The organism is Sinorhizobium sp. NFACC03, assembly GCF_900103435.1.
Lineage (GTDB): Bacteria > Pseudomonadota > Alphaproteobacteria > Rhizobiales > Rhizobiaceae > Ensifer.
In genome coordinates this window covers 23,274-39,322 of sequence record NZ_FMXF01000008.1, presented here as the reverse complement: position 1 = coordinate 39,322, position 16,049 = coordinate 23,274, and the positions used below count along the sequence as shown (strand labels likewise).

Sequence of the window (16,049 nt, the reverse complement as noted above, 5' to 3'; positions counted from 1 at the left end):
TGTGCCAGGGCGCCGCCCTTGCCGGCATTAACGGGGAGAGGCAGCCCGCTCGCGTCTTGCTCAGCCATCCTTTGCCGTCGAATACTCATACACTGTGCGGCCGGTTTGCGGGTCGACGCCGGCGAGGCTGACCTCGTAGCCCCAGAGGTGGCGCACATGACGCAACGTCGCGTTACGGCTTCCCTCTTCGAGCACGATGCCGCTCTTGATGTTGTGCTGCAATCGAAGGTGCCGGTCCCCCAGCAGATCGACGTCCATCACCTGAATATCAGGCTGGTTGGCGGCGACGTCGTAGCTGTTGGAAAGCGCCGAGCGAACCGCCGAATAGCCGCGTTCGTTGTGGATCGACGCGACCTCGACAAAACGCTCGGACGCGCGGTCCGCGAGATGGAACAGCCGGAATTTGCGCATAACGGCCGGGCTCAGATACTGCAGGATGAAGGATTCGTCGCGGTGGTTGGCCCAGGCATCGCGCAGCGTCTCCATCCAGTCACCGTTGCCGGCAAAGGACGGAAACCAGTCGCGGTCCTCGGCCGTCGGCTCGGTGGCGATCCGCTGGATGTCCTGCATCATTGCAAAGCCGAGCGCATAGGGGTTGATGCCGGGATAGCGCCGGTCGTCGAAATCCGGCTGGAAGACGACGTTGGAGTGGCTCTGCAAGAGTTCCAGCATGTGGCCCTCGCCAATCCGGCCCTGGTCGTAGAGCCGGTTGATGATGGTGTAGTGGACGAAGGTCGCGCAGCCCTCGTTCATCACCTTCGTCTGCCGCTGCGGGTAGAAATATTGCGCGATGACCCGAACGATCCGGAGCAATTCCCGCTGCCACGGTTCCAGGATCAGGCTGTGTTTCTCGAGAAAATAGAGCAGGTTCTCTTCCGGCAGGTTGAGCACCTTCTTGCGTTCGGAAGCGTCCCGCTCGGCCTCGGCCGGGTCATGGCTCTCGGCCGTCTGCGGCAGCGTTCGCCAGAGATCGCTATAGGTCTGTTCCTCATATTCCAGCCGTTCCCGCGCCCGTTCCCGAACTTTTTCGGAGGAGAGCCGCGGCGGCCGGCGATAGCGGAAGACGCCCTGGTCCATCAGCGCATGGGCCGAATCGAGGATCGCCTCGACGGCGGCGGTGCCGTGCCGCTCCTCGCATTTGGTCACGTATTTCTTGGCGAAATCCATGTAGCTCAGGATCGCACCGGCATCGGTCCACTGGCGGAAGAGGTAGTTGTTCTTGAAAAAATGATTGTGGCCGAACGCGGCATGCGCCGTGACCAGCGCCTGCATCGCCATCGTGTTTTCTTCCATGAGATAGGTGATGCAGGGATTGGAATTGATCACCAGCTCATAGGCGAGGCCGCGGTGCCCCTTGCGATAGTGGTGCTCCTCATAGGCGAAGCGCTTGCCGAAGGACCAGTGCTGGTACATGAGCGGCATGCCGACCGAGGAATAGGCGTCGAGCATCTGCTCGGAGGTGATGATCTCCAGCTGGTTCGGGTAGACGCTGAGGCCCATTTCCTCAAGCGCGACTTGCTCGATCGCATCATAGGCACGCGAAAGGGTCGTGAAGTTCCAGTCCGAGCCCTGGAACAGGAGGCCTGAAGTCGCACGTCGAGCCATCCGGTCGTCCCCTCATTTCCGGGTGCGTGTAGCCGGCTGCCGGGCAAAGAGCCTGCGGAAGACCGGGTAGATATCGGCGGGCTTGGCGATGCGCGTCATCTGGAAATTCGACTTCTCGCCATCCACCGTGCGATAGGCACGCCAGAGCGCAGTGCCGTTGTCCGTCGATCCGAAGATCTCCGTCTCTCGCTCGTCGATGATCTCGACATAGGCGTAGTACTGGCAGAGCTTCGTCAGTTTCTCCCGGAGGAGCGCTGCGCAATGCTCGCTGTCGCCGATGATGTTGTCGCCGTCGGAGGCCTGCGCGGCATAGATATTCCAGATCTGCGAGGGGTAGCGGTCCTCGATGATCCTGATCATCTCCTCGAGCGCGGTCGAGACGATCGTGCCGCCGCTCTGGGTGCTGTAGAAGAACGTCTCCTCGTCGACCTCGCGGGCCTCGTCCGTGTGACGGATGAAGACGATGTCGATCCGTTCGTAGCGCCGTTTCAGGAACAGGTGCAGAAGCACGAAGAAGCGCTTGGCGAGATCCTTTTCGCGTTCGCCCATGGAGGCCGAGACATCCATCAGGCAGAACATCACCGCATTGGCATTCGGCAGCGGCTGCTGTTCGAAGCGGTTGAAGCGGATGTCGACCGGGTCGACATAGGGAATGCGCCGCCGCTTGCGCTCGATCCTCTCCAGTTCGCTGCGAAGCTCGCTGAGCCTCTGGCGGTCCTTCGGCGAAATCTCCGGCGCCGCCTCCAGCCGCGCGATCTCCTCGGAAAGGACGGTCAGTTCCTTTTCCTTGGGCCGATGCAGCGCCATGCGCCGGCCGAAGCTGTTGCGCATCGTCCGCCCGACATTGATGTTGGTCGGCGTGCCGGCGGTGGCAAAGCCTGCGCGACGTGGTTTGAACGTCACCGTTTCCTTGAGGCTGAGCTTGACCATGTCGGGCAATTCCAGATCCTCAAAGAAGAGATCCAGCACCTCTTCGCGCGACAGGATGAACTGGAAGTCGTCTTCGCTTTCTCCGGTGCCGGGGCGGCCCTTGCCGCCTCCACCCCCACCCGCTTCCGGCTTCGGCAGGCGGTCGCCTGCCGAAAACTGCTTGTTGCCGGGAAGCACATAGTTACGTTCGCCGCTGCCGCGGGCCGGCTGGAATGTCGGCTCACTGGCACCGTCGGTCGGCATCGGTACGCCGTGCGCGGCATCGACGTCGATGATCCTGTCGGATTTGACCTGTTCCTTGATGACCCGCTTGAGTTCCTCGCGGGCCCGTTTCAGAAAACGCTGTCGGTTGCCGAGGCTCTTATCCTTCGGATTGAGCCGCCGGTCGATGAAATTCGGCATATACCAATCCCCTGCTTCGGCATCGTCAGCCCGCCTTGTTGACCCGCATGTACCAATCGACCAGCCGCCGGACCTGACGCTCGGTATAGCCGCGTTCGGTCATGCGCTGGACGAATTCGGCATGCTGCTTCTCGGAGGCGCTGTCCTTCTTCGAGCCGAAGCTGATGACCGGCAGCAGGTCTTCGACCTGGCCGAACATGCGCTTCTCGATCACGTCGCGAAGCTTCTCGTAGCTCGTCCAGGAGGGGTTGCGCCCATGGTTCTTGGCGCGGGCGCGCAGGGTGAACTTTACGACCTCGTTGCGGAAGTCCTTGGGGTTGGCAATGCCGGCCGGCTTTTCGATCTGCGACAGCTCGCTGTCGAGGATCTCCCGGTTGAGGATCTGCCCCGTGTCGGGATCCTTGAAGTCCTGGTCTTCCAGCCAGGCGTCGGCATAGGCGATGTAACGGTCGAAGAGGTTCTGACCGTATTCGCTGTAGGATTCGAGATAGGCCTTCTGGATTTCGTGGCCGATGAATTCGGCGTAGCGCGAGGCAAGCTCGGACTTGATGAAATCGAGATAGCTCGCCTCGGTCTCCTTCGGGAACTGTTCGCGGCGGATCGCCTGTTCCAGGATATACATGAGGTGCACCGGATCGGCCGCGACCTCCTTGGTGTCGTAGTTGAAGGTCTCGGACAACACCTTGAAGGCAAAGCGGGTGCTGATGCCGGTCATACCCTCGTCGACGCCGGCGGCGTCGCGATATTCCTGAACGGACTTCGCCTTGGGATCGGTGTCCTTCAGGTTCTCGCCGTCATAGACCCGCATCTTGGTATAGAGCGGCGAGTTCTCGTGGCGGGCAAGCCGGGTCGAGACGGTAAAGCGGCTGAGGCTTTCCAGCACTTCCGGCGCGCAGGGGCTCTTGGTGAGCTCGCTTTCGCGCAGCAGCTTCTCGTAGATCTGCCGTTCCTCGGTGACGCGCAGGCAGTAGGGCACCTTGACGACCAGGATGCGGTCGAGGAAGGCCTCGTTGTTTTTGTTGTTCTTGAATTGCAGCCATTCGGACTCATTGGAGTGCGCAACGACGATGCCCTGATAGGGGAAGCCGCCGAAGCTTTCAGTGCCGTTGTAATTGCCTTCCTGGGTCGCCGTCAGCAAGGGATGCAGGACCTTGATCGGCGCCTTGAACATTTCGACGAACTCGAGCAGCCCCTGCGTCGTGCGGTTGAGGCCGCCGCTGTAGGAATAGGCGTCGGGGTCGGCCTGGCTGTAGTTTTCAAGCTGGCGGATGTCCACCTTGCCGACCAGCGAGGAAACGTCCTGGTTGTTCTCGTCGCCGGGTTCCGTTTTCGCGATCGCCACCTGGCGTAGCCGCGATGGCATCAGCTTGACCACACTGAACTTGGAGATATCGCCGTCGACTTCGTCGAGCCGCTTCGTCGCCCAGGGCGAAATCAGACCGGTCAGACGGCGCCTGCCGATCCCGTATTTGTCTTCGAGCAAGTCGGCCATGCGGTCGGGGTGAAAGAGGCCGAGGGGGGATTCGAAGACGGGGCTGACCTTGCCGCCGACTGCCAGCGTGTAGATCGGCTGCAGCTCCATCAATTTCTTCAGCCGCTCGGCGAGTGACGACTTGCCGCCGCCGACCGGTCCGAGCAGATAGAGGATCTGTTTGCGCTCCTCGAGCCCCTGGGCAGCATAGCGGAAGTAACCGACGATCCGCTCGATCGTGTCTTCCATGCCGTAGAAATCGGCGAAGGATGGATAAATCTTGACGGTCCGGTTTGAAAAGATGCGGCCGAGACGTTCGTCCGCGCTGGTATCGATCAGGGTTGGATTACCGATGGCAGTGACCATCCGCTCTTGCGCGGTGGCATACATGCTTTTGTCGTCGCGACATGCGAGGAGGTATTCTTGAAGGCTGATTTCTTCTTGCGCTGCACTGGTATAGATCTCCGAGAAGAGATCAAAAACGTCGCATTCGCTCTTTTGCATCATGCTCTCCCGCGGCCGCTGGCTGAGACGGGGATCGCTGCTTATCGGCTCGCTCATTCGAATAAACGGCGTCCCATGCGCAATGTTCCCTCAGAGTACTCGCTTTCTGGTGATTCTCGAAGGGGTTGTTTCGATGAATGAAAAATCGTGACTGCGACATCACGAAATCCTGATCGGACCGGTGGTGGTGGGGCAAGAAGGTCGGCACGATCGACCTTCGCGAGGCCTGAAAGCCATGCTTGCCGCCCGCGCACGAAGAGTTGGTTTCCTCAGCCGCTGACTGGCGCGCCGAGGTGGTGGGAGAGGAAGGCCAGAACTGCATCCCGCATGGTCGGCGTTTCGGCGTGGCCGATGCCGGGCTCTGCAACCAAGGATAAGTTGCGCTCGGCGCCAGCCGCCCGATAGGCGGCGCGCGTTGCGGCATGGGCCCGCTCCACCGCCTGCGGCGGCGTCAGCGGATCGTCGAGCCCCACACAGATCAATTGTGGCCGCGGTGCAACGAGCCCGGCGATTTCGCCAGTCGAGGTCTCCGTGAGCAGACCGGGGATCGTGAGATAATGGCCGTGCAGATCGTGAGCGCCGGTTGCGACGAGCGTGGCGAAATCCGCATAGCAGCAGAGGTGGGCGATTGCCGCGATCCGCGGGTCGAGCGCAGCCAGGAAGTAGGAGAGGGTGGCACCCATCGAGATCCCGGTCATGCCGATGCGCGCGGGGTCGACGTCGTCACGCATTGAAAGCCAAGTGAGCGCTGCCTGCTGCTCGGAAAGCATCTGGCCGAAAAGGGTTCCGCCATACCAGAGGGCAGCCTTCGTCGCGGCGCTCTCTCTTACGATCGAGCGCTCTCCGAACGTCGGCATGTCGATGCACAGGGTAACGAAGCCGTGCTCCGCGAGAACGGGCCCAGGCGGGCTGAGCAGTGCCGGCCGGCCATCAAGCAGTTCGTTCGCGCCGATCTCGTAGCGTCCGCCATGGGCATGGGCGTAGAGGATCGCTGGTCGAGGCCCGTCGTTGACAGGTGGTCGTGTCAGAAAGCCGCGGATTTCAGCGCCGTTGCGAGGTGTGCGAAAGCGCAGCCTCTCGACGATGTAAGAACCACGATCCTCCATCACGCAGACATCCAGGAACAGTTCCGTATCAGCGAGACCGAGAAGCGTGCGCAGGCGCTCGGCGGAGAAGGACATTGGTGGCGCCTAGCGAACGAGCCAGCCGCCATCGACCGGCAGAACCGTTCCGGTGACATAGCCGGAGGCGGGTGCTGCGAAGAAGAGCACGGCGGTCGCGAGATCGTCGGGCGTGCCCCAGCGCCCCATCGGAATGCGGGCGGAGATCTGGGCGTTGCGATCGGGGTCGTTGCGCAGCGCCTCGGTGTTGTCGGTCGCCATGTAGCCGGGGGCGATCGCATTGACGGTAATCCCGCGCGGTGCCAGCTCGTTGGCCATTGCCTTGGTGAGGCCGGCGATGCCGTGCTTCGAGGCGGCATACGCCGGCACGCGGACGCCGCCCTGGAAGGTCAGCATCGAGGCGACATTGACGATGCGGCCGGCGCGTCCGGTCGAGACCATGTGTCTGGCTGCGGCCTGCGACAGCAGAAAGGCCGCCTTCAGGTTGACGTCGAGCACACTGTCCCAGTCTTCCTCGGAATAGTCGAGCAGGTCGGCGCGGCGAATGATGCCGGCATTGTTGACGAGGATGTCGATGCCGCCGAGGGCGGCCACGACGTCGCCGATCGCCGACGCCGCGTCGAAAGGCCTCGAGAGATCGACGGTCAGTTCGTGAAAGCGAACACCCGCCTCTCGTACCAACGCTGCCGTCTCCGGCATGGGCGTCGAACCGAGGGCGGCAATATCGGCGCCGGCCCGCGCGAGTGCCAGGGCCATGCCCTGGCCGAGGCCGGTGCGGGCGCCGGTGACGAGGGCGGTCTTGCCTGTGAGGTCAAACAGCGCGTTCAAGGCGAAGCCCCTTGTCGTTGAAGAGGTGTATGGGGGCAGCCGCGAGCGACAGCCTGATGTCAGATCCCGGTGCCAGGTCATGCTGACCGGGGGCGACGACCAGGATCTTCTGGCCGGCGACATCGGCATGCAGCACGGTTTCGGAACCGAGCGCCTCGACGAGCCGGATCTTGGCGGGAATGCCGCTTTCACCGGTATCAAGCGTGATGTGCTGCGGCCGGACGCCAAGCGTGATGGGTGAACCGGCTGCAGCTGCTGCGTCGGCGATCGGAACCTGCAGCCGGTGGCCGCCCTTCAGCGTCGCGACCGCCGTGCCGGCGCCGGCCGCTTCCAGCGTGCCTTCAAGGAAGTTCATGTGCGGCGAGCCGATGAAGCCGGCGACGAAGCGGTTGGCCGGCCTGTTATAGAGTTCGAGCGGCGTGCCGATCTGCTCGATGCGGCCGGCGCGCAGGACGACGATGCGGTCGGCGAGCGTCATCGCCTCTACCTGGTCGTGTGTCACATAGATCATCGTTGCCGAAAGGCGGGCGTGGAGGGCCGCAAGCTCGGCGCGGGTGGAGCCGCGCAGTTCAGCGTCGAGGTTCGACAGCGGCTCGTCGAGCAGGAAGGCAACGGGGCGGCGCACGATCGCGCGGCCGATCGCGACGCGCTGGCGCTGGCCACCCGAAAGTTGCCCGGGGCGGCGCTCGAGATAGGGCTCGATCTCCAGCATGCGCGCGGCTTCCCCAATACGCTCGGCGATCTCCGTCTTCGGCATGCGGGTGTTTTCGAGGCCGAAGGCGAGGTTCTGGCGCACGCTCATATGCGGATAGAGCGCGTAGGACTGGAAGACCATGGCGAGGCCGCGGTCGGCGGCCGGCACGTCGTTGACCACCTTGCCATCGATCGCGAGTTCTCCGCCGGTCGGCTTTTCCAGCCCGGCGATCATGCGCAGAAGCGTGGACTTGCCGCAGCCGGAGGGGCCGACGAAGACGACGAGCTCGCCGTCCTTGATATCCAGGTTGATGCCATGAAGCACGTCGACGGCGCCGAACGACTTGGTCACATTGGTAAGCTTGATGTGGCCCATGGGTGCCCCCTTATTTCAGTCCGGTGCCGGCAATGCCGGTGGTGATGAAGCGTTGCAGGAAGATGAAGACCAGGACGACCGGGATCATGGTCACGACCGTCATAGCGAGAATGAAATGCCACTGCACGTTCAACTCGCCGGAATAGATGCTGAGGCCGACCTGCAGCGTATAAAGCTCCTTGCGGGAGAGCACGATCAGCGGCCAGAGGAAGTCGTTCCAGCGCCAGACGACGGAGAAGATCGCAAGCACAGCGAGCGCCGGTGCCGTCAGCGGCAGGATGATGCGCCAGTAGATCTGCCACTCCGATGCCTTGTCCATGCGCGCGGCGTCGATCAGCTCGTCGGGGATGGTCAGCATGTATTGGCGCAGGATGAAGACACCGGTCGGCGTCGCGACCGTCGGCAAGATCACCCCCCAGAGATTGTTGAACAGACCGAGCGCCGAGACGATCGAATAGAGCGGCACCATGATCACCGAGAGCGGCACCATCAGGGTGGCGAGGATCAAGAGCATCGCGAAGGTGCGGCCGCGGAACTCGTATTTGCTGAGCGCGAAGGCGGCCATCGAATTGACGATGAGCGTGATCACCGTCGCCGTCACCGTCACGAAAACGGAGTTCCAGAGGTAGCGGACGAAATCGAAATGGGTGAAGGGCTCGCTGTAGTTCGACGTGGCGAAGGACATTGTGCGCACCGGCGTGCGCTCGGCGATGTTGACCTTGACGATCTCGGCCGGCTTCTCCGGTGAAACCATCTGGGCGACGATGCCGATGCGGCGAACCTCGGCGAGCACCTTCTTGCTGCCATCCGGCAGCGTCACTTCGTAGAGGTCGAGCGGCTTGTCGTAACCTTCGACGGTCGCCTTCTGCGTTACATAGGGCATGATCGTCGGCGGGAATTCGGCAAGGGCTGCCGGAGACTTGAAGGAGGAGCCGACGAGCCAGACGGCCGGACCGAACATGATGAAGAGACCGCCGATGAGCCAGACCCAGGTGACGATATCGGTCCAGTGCCAGCCGTTGCGGCCGCGACGTCGAAAGATGAATTCGGCAAGACGGCTCATTTTCGGGCTCCCTTCTTCTCGCCTTTGCGGCCAAGGCCGAGCTGGACCAGGGTGAGGACAACCAGCACGGCGCCCATCAGGATCGAGGCGGCTGCGGCAAGGCCGGGATTGCGCAACTGCGTCGCGAAGCCGGTCTCGTAGATGTATTGCGTGATATAGAGTGTGCTGGTGCCTGGGCCCCCGCCGGTCAGCACGTAGATCTCGTCGAAGATCTGCACTGCGCGGATCAAGACGAGCACGATGACGACGAGCAGGTTGGGCATCAGCAGTGGCAAGGTGATGCGCCAGAAGGCGCGCGCCGGACGGGTGCCGTCCATCTCGGCCGCTTCATAGAGATCCTTCGGGATCGCCTGCAGACCGGCAAGCAGGATCAGCGTATAGAAACCCATATGCGCCCAGATCGAAACGCCGACGGTTGCTGCAAAGGACCAGTTGCGATCGTTGAGCCAGGTGTGCGGCTCGAGGCCAAGGCTGTAGAGACCGAAGTTCAGCAGGCCCTGACGCTGCAGGATCCACTTCCAGATGAGGCCGACGACGACGGGCGAGAGCAGCACGGGGAAGAAGAACACCGCCCGCCAGAAGCTGCGCGCCATCAGGTCGCGGTTGAGGATCAGCGCCGTCACCAGCGAAAACAGGATCATCAGGGTGACCTGCAGCACCACGAACCAGGCGGTGTTGCCGACGGCGGTCCAGAAGGTGTCTTCGGCGCAGCTGTTCGGGTTGGTGTAATTCACGCAATCGAAGAGGCGCGCATATTGGTCGCCGCCGACGAAGCTTCGGTCGGGGAGGAAGAGGGCGGTTCCGCCGGTCATGGAATAGGCGAAGTTGATGAAGAACGGCAGCAGCACGAATATGCCGAAGATCAGCATGTTCGGCAGCAGGAAGAAGGTCGCCATGCCGCCGATGCCGAGCCGGCGCTGCACGAAGCGCAGCGGCGCATCGACGGCGCCCATCAGCAGGCGCACGGGCACCATGACCGCCTCGCCAAGGCGTGAGCCGCCTCCTCTTGGAACATCTGCCTTCATCGTTTGCTACCTCGCCACCGGTCGCGCTTTGTAGCGCAACGATCGTCGCCGGATTGTGATCTTCTGCCCGAAAGAGACGGGCAAGCGCTGCTTGCCGGATGTCAGCATTATGTAAGTTAATGCTTACATGTGTGTCGGCGGCTGATCCGACGGCATGATACGTCACACCGTCGGAAACCGGGTATCGATCGCCCGGATCAGTTGCCGCTATCTTTCACCTTGGTGGCGATATCGCTATCGATGCGCGTGAACGCTTCGTCGACCGTCATCTCGCCGGCAGCAGCCTGGCTGACGCGGGTGACGAGCGCGCCGTAGACGGCGTCGGACCAGAGCCAGCCGGGCAGCTTGCGCGCCTCGTCGGAGAGCGACTTGCTCGCCTCGACGAAGCCGTTGAGCGCCGCCTTTGCCTGGGGGTCGTCGGTCTTGAAGTCTAGCTCCTTGGCAAGCACGCCCTTATGCGCAGGCAGGAACAAGGTGCGCTCGGAGAACTCCTTCACGATCGGTTCGCTCGCGAGATAGTCCATCACCTTGGCCACTTCCTTCGGGTTCTTGGTGTATTTGACCGCCACCAGACCCGCGCCGCCGGTCATGCCGGTGCAGTTCGCCGGGCCGCAGGGACTGCCGGTCGCCACCCAGTCGAAGTTAGTGCCGATCTTCGTCGAGAAGTTCGGAACCTGCCAGGAACCGGAATAGTAGTAGACGAGCTGTCCGTTGATGAAGTCGTCGGCGGCGGCGCGATAGGTGGAGCCGGCGGCCGAAACCCAGACGTCCTTGCTCATCGTGCCGTCGGCAACCCAGCCGACGAAGGTCTTCAGGAAGTTCTTCGAGCCATCATCAAGCGGCGCCGGCTTGCCGTCGGCGCCGATATAGTTGCCGCCATAGGCAAGGTTCGGGCCGCTGAGGCGGTGACCGGAGCGGTCGAGCGCCATCGGGAAGGGAACCTGCTGGTTTTCTGCCACCTGCTTGGCTGCCTTCGCCCAGTCGTCCCAGGTCGCATCCTTGCCGGGGATCGCGACGCCCGCCTGGTCGAACAGCGTCTTGTTGGCAAAGCCGCCGGCAATCGTGATCTGGGTCATGAAACCGGAGATCTGGTTCGAGCCGTCCGGGCGCATCCAATCTGCCTGCCCGCCGAAATTCTCGTCCCAATAGGCGGCGTCGGCAACCAGCGGCCTAAGGTCGAGCCAGTGCTGGCTCTGGGCCTTGAGGTTGGTGACGCGGGCGATGTCGGGGCCGTTGCCGGCTTCGAGCTGCACCGGCAGCTGCTCCTTGACGACGCTGTAGGACACGTTGTCGAGGATCACGTTGATCCCGGGGTTCTCCTTCATGAAGCGGTCGAGCAGGTCCTTCAACACCTCGCCTTCGACGCCATCGGAGTACCACATGATGCGCACGTCGCCGGCCATTGCCGCCGTCGACGTCAGGAGCCCGACGGCGAGCGCCGCGAGCATCGTTCCGGTCTTCTTCATTGTCTTTCTCCTCCACTTATCCATACACGAGCTTCCTCCCGCTCGCTTGGGATGGCGCCGGCTTCCCCGGCCGGCGCAATTCTTTTTGCCTTATCTGGCGGCGAGCATGGTTGCCTCACCCGCCACGGTGAAATCCTTGGCGGCGATGGTGCGCCCTTCGGCTTCCGTCGAACCGTCGTTGCGGAAGACGACGCGGCCATAGTCCGGATCGTTGATGACGAAAGCACCGTCGGCGGTTTCCTCGACGGAGAGCCCGGCAAACTTCGTTTCCACCCCGGAAAGCTCTTCGGTTTCGCAAACCCGGACGATCCAGCGCGTCTTGTGGCCGGCCTGGCGCAGCTCCGCATGCGCTGACGGGCCATCGGTCACCGGTAACAGTTCGGTTGCGCCGATCAGGACAACGGCGCCACGGCCGCTGCGCGCAAGTGCCAGCTTGCCCTTGACCCTGCTCTCGTGGAACTCGGCGACCGGGAACCACGCATGGGTGAAGTCCGGCTGTTCGCTGACGGTCGCAAAGTCGAGTACGGCCAGCCCCCTGTACTGGTGGGCACGAGGGAGGGTGCCGCAACCACCCCAATAGGATGGCCGGCCGTACCCGAACTGAATGGTCTCGCCCGGATGGTTGATCCAGATCGCCGCTTCGGGGCGCTGGCCAAGGCGCAAATGCAGCACCGTTTCCTGATAGCCCCATTCGTTCCAGCGATAATGCGCCGCCGAGCCCATGGCGAAATGGCGGCCTTTGTAATGGTATAGCGCCGCAAAGCGGTTTTCGCCCTGGGCGAAGCGCCACTCCTGATGGGCTGCATCGTCCTCATGGCAGGCGACGGTGGCAAGCGCCTCAGGCACCACCAGGCCGTGGTCACGCAGGCAGACGGCAAGCTGCGGCAGTGCATGCACGCGGCGGCCGTACCAGCCCTTGCCCCAGAGCAGGCGCGCGACACCCGAGAGTTCGAGCGAGCGGCCGGCGCAGAGCGTGTGCTCGTAGGAGCGCCCCTGGGCTGCCGTCACCATGCCGTGATGGGCCGAGCGGGCGATAATCTCGCAGAGGCGCACGATGCCCTTCTTGGCGCGGTCGGCGATGTCGGCGTCGGGCGAGAGCGCTGCCAGCGCTGTCAAGCCTTTGAGGTCGATCGGGAAATAAGGCGCGGAGTTGAACTCCGCCATTTCCCAGGCCTCGAAATGATCGAGCCAGGCGCGGACGCGGGCGGCGCCGACGGCGCTTTGCTCGCTGCCCTTGCGGCCCGAGCGACGGAAGGTCGCCTCGGGGAAGAGGTGGCCGGCAAGATAGGCCGAGGTGTGGAACAGAAGCGCATGGTTTTCGGAGAAATACCACTGCACGTCGTTGCCGGGTTCATCCATCCAGTAGCGGAAGCCAAGGATCGCCTGATCGATGCGATCGCGCGTCTTTTCGCCGATATCCTGGCCCCATGTGGTGCGCGACCAGATGAGCGGCACCAGCGAGAAGTCGGCGCAGTCGTGGCAATCCTCGATCGACGGCAGGATTTCCTCGATCATCGCGTCGGTGTCGGTACCGCCGCGACCGCTGGCAAGCCGGGCGAAGGCGCGGACCGTGTCACGTTCGGAAAAGCCCGAGATCTCGTCGAGCGTCTCGGTAATGCGACGCGCAAGCGTCTCCGACGGTTTGCCCTGGCGGCCGGCGTGGCAGATCTCGACGCCAAGAGAGCGCGACGCAACGAAGCCGCTGGCATCAAGCGTGATGCGGAAATGGCGGAAATCGGCCGGTGTCTCTTCCGATGGTCCGACAACCAGCCTCTTGTCGCCGGCCTTCAGCACGAAGTCGTGGTCGAAGCGCTCGGTCGACATGAAGTCGCCTTCGACCGCGACATTGACTTTGACGTCAAGCGGCAGGGCGGCGGCGAAGAGAAGGGTGATGTCGCCCTCGAAATAGGCGGTCCGGTCGAAATGCATGCCGTCGAGTGCGGTCTCGATATCGGCGGCGGCCGCACTCGGGCAGGGAACGGGCAGCGCCACGCGCGCCGTCGGTCCCGAGAGATAGTCGAACTGGAAGAAATAACGCGCATCGCGTTCGGCGAGGTCGTCGAAGAAGATCGTCACTTCGTTTAGCCCGGCCTTGAGCTCAAGATCGAATTCGGCCTTGGCCTCGAGATTGCGGCTATAGGGCGCCGTCCAGCCCACCTCTGCGCCGTTCAGGAAGAGCACTGCACCGCCGCAGGTGCCCAGGCGAATCTTGGCGGTGCCAGCCGTGTCGGCCTCGATCGAGGTGCGGGCCCAGGTTGCAAGCCGTGTCGGCCGGAACCAGAAGCCGGAGAGGTCGAGCCGCGGCGATCCGAAGGGCAGCCACCAGCGGCGGGCCTCGAATGTGCCGCGCACCTGCGGCCGCTTGCCGCGAAACTGTTCGGCAAAAATCGTCCGGCAGGGGTATTCGTGCGGAATGAAGTTCTTGTGCTTGGTCAGGAAGAAGAAGGGGTCCATTTCGCCCTTCATCGGCTGGTCAGGCACGTCGAAGCGCTCCTCGGCAATCGTGCCGAGCTGCCAGTAGCCGACGGCCTGCCCCGCAGCGAGGTTCTTCTTCAGATGGAAAGTCGTATCGCTCATTTCAGCTCAGCCAAGGCTACGGGGGTGACGTCGTTGTATTCCTGGTTCTCGCCGGTCATGCCCCAGACGAAGGCATAGGGGCCGGTGCCGGCGCCCATATGGATCGACCAGGCGGGCGAAAGCACGGCGTCGCCGTTTGCGACGATCAGGTGCCTGGTCTCCTCCGGCTCGCCCATCACGTGGACGATGCGGTCTTCGGGTGCCATGTCGAAGTAGCAATAGGCCTCCATACGCCGCTCGTGCACATGCGGCGGCATGGTGTTCCAGGCGCTGCCTTCGGCCAGATCGGTAATGCCCATCAGAAGCAGGCAGGAGGGCATGACTTCCGGGTGGATGTACATGACGAGACGGCGTTTGTTCGAGCGCTTGACGTCGCCGAGCTCAAGCGCCTTTGCCTCCGCCCTCTTGATCAGCCGGTGCGGCAGATCGGCACCGGCGGGCACCGAGTTCATGTAGAAGCGGGCCGGGCGGTCGGCGGTCTCGCTTGCAACGACGATTTCCTTGGCACCGCGTCCGACATAGAGCACGTCTCGATTTTCGAGCACGAAGTTCTTACCGTCGACGGTGATCGTCCCGGTGCCGCCGAGATTGGCGATGCCCATCTCGCGCGCCGAAAGCAGATAAGGCGTGCCGATATCAGCGCCCGATCCAAAGGTGACGCTCTTTGTCTTCGGCATGGCGCCGCCGAGGATCAGCCGGTCGACATGGGTGTAGGTGAAGTTCACGGCGTCAGCTGCAAAGAGATCGCTGATCAGGAACTCGCGGCGCAGCCGCGCGGTGTCGTAGCCTTTGATATCCTCGGGGTTGGCCCCGTAGAGAACCTTCATCGTCATGCTGCCTGTCCTTCCGCGCCGACATGCTGCAGGGCTTCGGAGAGACACAGGATTGCCAGTGCCTGGCCATAGCCGGTCGGCTGAATTGGGATGTCCTTGTAGAATTGCAGGTCGTGGCCCATGCGTGTGCCGTAGGAGACGTTGAGCACGGTGCCGCTCTCGTCGATGTTGCGCATCACGACTTCAAGCGCGCGCAGACCGGCGGCTCTCCAGGCGGGCGTTCCATAGCCGAGCCGATAGCCCTTGAGCAGGCCATAGCCGATGCCGGCCGTCGCGGAAATTTCCTCATAGGAGGTCGCGTCGTCGAGCAGCGTGCGCCAGGCGCCGGAAGCGGCCTGCAGCGGCAGCAGTGCCTCGACCTGGGTAACGAGCACGCCGCGCAGGTATTCCTTGACCGGTGCGGCGAGTTCCGCGAGGTCGAAGAAGTCGAGCATGCCGGCGGTGATCCAGGCATTGCCGCGGGCCCAGCGGGCGCGGGCGAAATTGTGCCGGCCGTCGAAAGTCCAGCCATGGAACCAGAGACCCGACTGGGTGTCGGCAAGGTAGCGGGCATGCACGAGAAACTGCCGCGAGGCCTCGTCGACGAGTTCGCGCCGGCCGCTCGCCTGGCCATAGGAGGCGAGGAACAGGGCGACCATATAGAGCGTGTCGTCCCAGAGTTCGTTGTCGTTGACCTTGTCGGAGACGTGATGCTCGAAGCCGCCTTCCGGCGTCCGGCCCATTTCGTTCATCACCCGGTTTGCCCAGTCGTCGAGCAGCGGCTTCCAGCGGGGATTCCTGGATTTGGCCCAGAGAACCGAGAGGCCGAGCATCGGCGCGGTCGTGTTGACGTTGAGTTCCGGAAGCCCGGCCGCAAGGCGTCCTTCGTACCAGCCTTCGATAAGCTGACGGATGTCCTCGCGGCCGGTAAACAGCCAGAACTTGATCAGGCCATAGAGGCCAACACCCTGCGGCCATTCCCAGCTGTCGAAGCTGATGTAGTCGCCTGCGGTCCCGTCGAGGTTCGGTTCATCGAACCGGCCGTCATGCTTGAGACCGGTCATGCCGCCGACAAGACGATCGAGACCCGTGCGGATATCGTGGGCGTTGAGGCCCATGGCACTCCTCCTCCTTAAGCCGCTCTTCCCTCGGCTTTCTTGAGAAAGATAAAGGCAC

Annotated in this window: 12 protein-coding genes; all 12 read right to left on the bottom strand. The window is 63.0% G+C overall.

The window, feature by feature from the left end:
* Nucleotides 1-60 precede the first annotated feature (60 nt).
* On the bottom strand, nt 61-1,605 hold the full coding sequence (locus BLU35_RS13030; protein ID WP_057251936.1) for a SpoVR family protein: 1,545 nt from the start codon (nt 1,603-1,605) through the stop codon (nt 61-63).
* A 12-nt stretch (nt 1,606-1,617) separates the two neighbouring features.
* The gene (locus BLU35_RS13025; RefSeq protein ID WP_057251935.1) at nt 1,618-2,937 is read right to left on the bottom strand and encodes a YeaH/YhbH family protein; all 1,320 of its coding nucleotides are present in this window, start codon (nt 2,935-2,937) and stop codon (nt 1,618-1,620) included.
* 25 nt (nt 2,938-2,962) lie between these two features.
* The gene (locus BLU35_RS13020) at nt 2,963-4,912 is read right to left on the bottom strand and encodes a PrkA family serine protein kinase (protein WP_034798403.1); all 1,950 of its coding nucleotides are present in this window, start codon (nt 4,910-4,912) and stop codon (nt 2,963-2,965) included.
* A gap of 269 nt (nt 4,913-5,181) precedes the next feature.
* On the bottom strand, nt 5,182-6,093 hold the full coding sequence (locus tag BLU35_RS13015; protein WP_093233323.1) for an alpha/beta hydrolase family protein: 912 nt from the start codon (nt 6,091-6,093) through the stop codon (nt 5,182-5,184).
* Between the two features lie 9 nt (nt 6,094-6,102).
* On the bottom strand, nt 6,103-6,861 hold the full coding sequence (gene kduD / locus BLU35_RS13010; RefSeq protein WP_058322791.1) for a 2-dehydro-3-deoxy-D-gluconate 5-dehydrogenase KduD: 759 nt from the start codon (nt 6,859-6,861) through the stop codon (nt 6,103-6,105).
* Nucleotides 6,845-7,930, bottom strand: coding sequence for an ABC transporter ATP-binding protein (locus tag BLU35_RS13005; protein WP_093233322.1), 1,086 nt, complete (start codon nt 7,928-7,930; stop codon nt 6,845-6,847). The genes kduD and BLU35_RS13005 overlap by 17 nt, the downstream gene beginning before the upstream one ends.
* A 10-nt stretch (nt 7,931-7,940) precedes the next feature.
* A complete protein-coding gene (locus tag BLU35_RS13000; protein ID WP_093233321.1) occupies nt 7,941-8,993 on the bottom strand; it encodes a carbohydrate ABC transporter permease in 1,053 nt (350 codons plus the stop codon).
* Complete coding sequence (locus BLU35_RS12995; protein ID WP_057251930.1) at nt 8,990-10,018, bottom strand: carbohydrate ABC transporter permease; 1,029 nt, start codon at nt 10,016-10,018, stop codon at nt 8,990-8,992. The genes BLU35_RS13000 and BLU35_RS12995 overlap by 4 nt, the downstream gene beginning before the upstream one ends.
* 197 nt (nt 10,019-10,215) lie before the next feature.
* Nucleotides 10,216-11,484 carry an ABC transporter substrate-binding protein gene (locus BLU35_RS12990; RefSeq protein WP_093233320.1) on the bottom strand — a complete coding sequence of 423 codons (1,269 nt, stop codon included), beginning with the start codon at nt 11,482-11,484 and terminating at the stop codon, nt 10,216-10,218.
* Between the two features lie 90 nt (nt 11,485-11,574).
* Nucleotides 11,575-14,061, bottom strand: a complete 2,487-nt coding sequence (locus BLU35_RS12985; protein ID WP_093233319.1) for a hypothetical protein — start codon at nt 14,059-14,061, stop codon at nt 11,575-11,577.
* The gene (kduI, locus tag BLU35_RS12980) at nt 14,058-14,894 is read right to left on the bottom strand and encodes a 5-dehydro-4-deoxy-D-glucuronate isomerase (protein ID WP_093233318.1); all 837 of its coding nucleotides are present in this window, start codon (nt 14,892-14,894) and stop codon (nt 14,058-14,060) included. The genes BLU35_RS12985 and kduI overlap by 4 nt, the downstream gene beginning before the upstream one ends.
* The gene (bglB, locus tag BLU35_RS12975) at nt 14,891-15,991 is read right to left on the bottom strand and encodes a beta-galactosidase BglB (protein WP_058322797.1); all 1,101 of its coding nucleotides are present in this window, start codon (nt 15,989-15,991) and stop codon (nt 14,891-14,893) included. Before bglB ends, kduI begins: the two co-directional genes overlap by 4 nt.
* Nucleotides 15,992-16,049 lie beyond the last annotated feature (58 nt).

Bases quoted from the DNA above. Each gene is read 5' to 3' on its own strand.
- BLU35_RS13030 (WP_057251936.1), bottom strand. From the start codon at position 1,605: ATGGCTCGACGTGCGACTTCAGGCCTCCTGTTCCAGGGCTCGGACTGG.
- BLU35_RS13025 (WP_057251935.1), bottom strand. From the start codon at position 2,937: ATGCCGAATTTCATCGACCGGCGGCTCAATCCGAAGGATAAGAGCCTC.
- BLU35_RS13020 (WP_034798403.1), bottom strand. From the start codon at position 4,912: ATGCAAAAGAGCGAATGCGACGTTTTTGATCTCTTCTCGGAGATCTAT.
- BLU35_RS13015 (WP_093233323.1), bottom strand. From the start codon at position 6,093: ATGTCCTTCTCCGCCGAGCGCCTGCGCACGCTTCTCGGTCTCGCTGAT.
- BLU35_RS13005 (WP_093233322.1), bottom strand. From the start codon at position 7,930: ATGGGCCACATCAAGCTTACCAATGTGACCAAGTCGTTCGGCGCCGTC.
- BLU35_RS13000 (WP_093233321.1), bottom strand. From the start codon at position 8,993: ATGAGCCGTCTTGCCGAATTCATCTTTCGACGTCGCGGCCGCAACGGC.
- BLU35_RS12995 (WP_057251930.1), bottom strand. From the start codon at position 10,018: ATGAAGGCAGATGTTCCAAGAGGAGGCGGCTCACGCCTTGGCGAGGCG.
- BLU35_RS12990 (WP_093233320.1), bottom strand. From the start codon at position 11,484: ATGAAGAAGACCGGAACGATGCTCGCGGCGCTCGCCGTCGGGCTCCTG.
- BLU35_RS12985 (WP_093233319.1), bottom strand. From the start codon at position 14,061: ATGAGCGATACGACTTTCCATCTGAAGAAGAACCTCGCTGCGGGGCAG.
- kduI (WP_093233318.1), bottom strand. From the start codon at position 14,894: ATGACGATGAAGGTTCTCTACGGGGCCAACCCCGAGGATATCAAAGGC.
- bglB (WP_058322797.1), bottom strand. From the start codon at position 15,991: ATGGGCCTCAACGCCCACGATATCCGCACGGGTCTCGATCGTCTTGTC.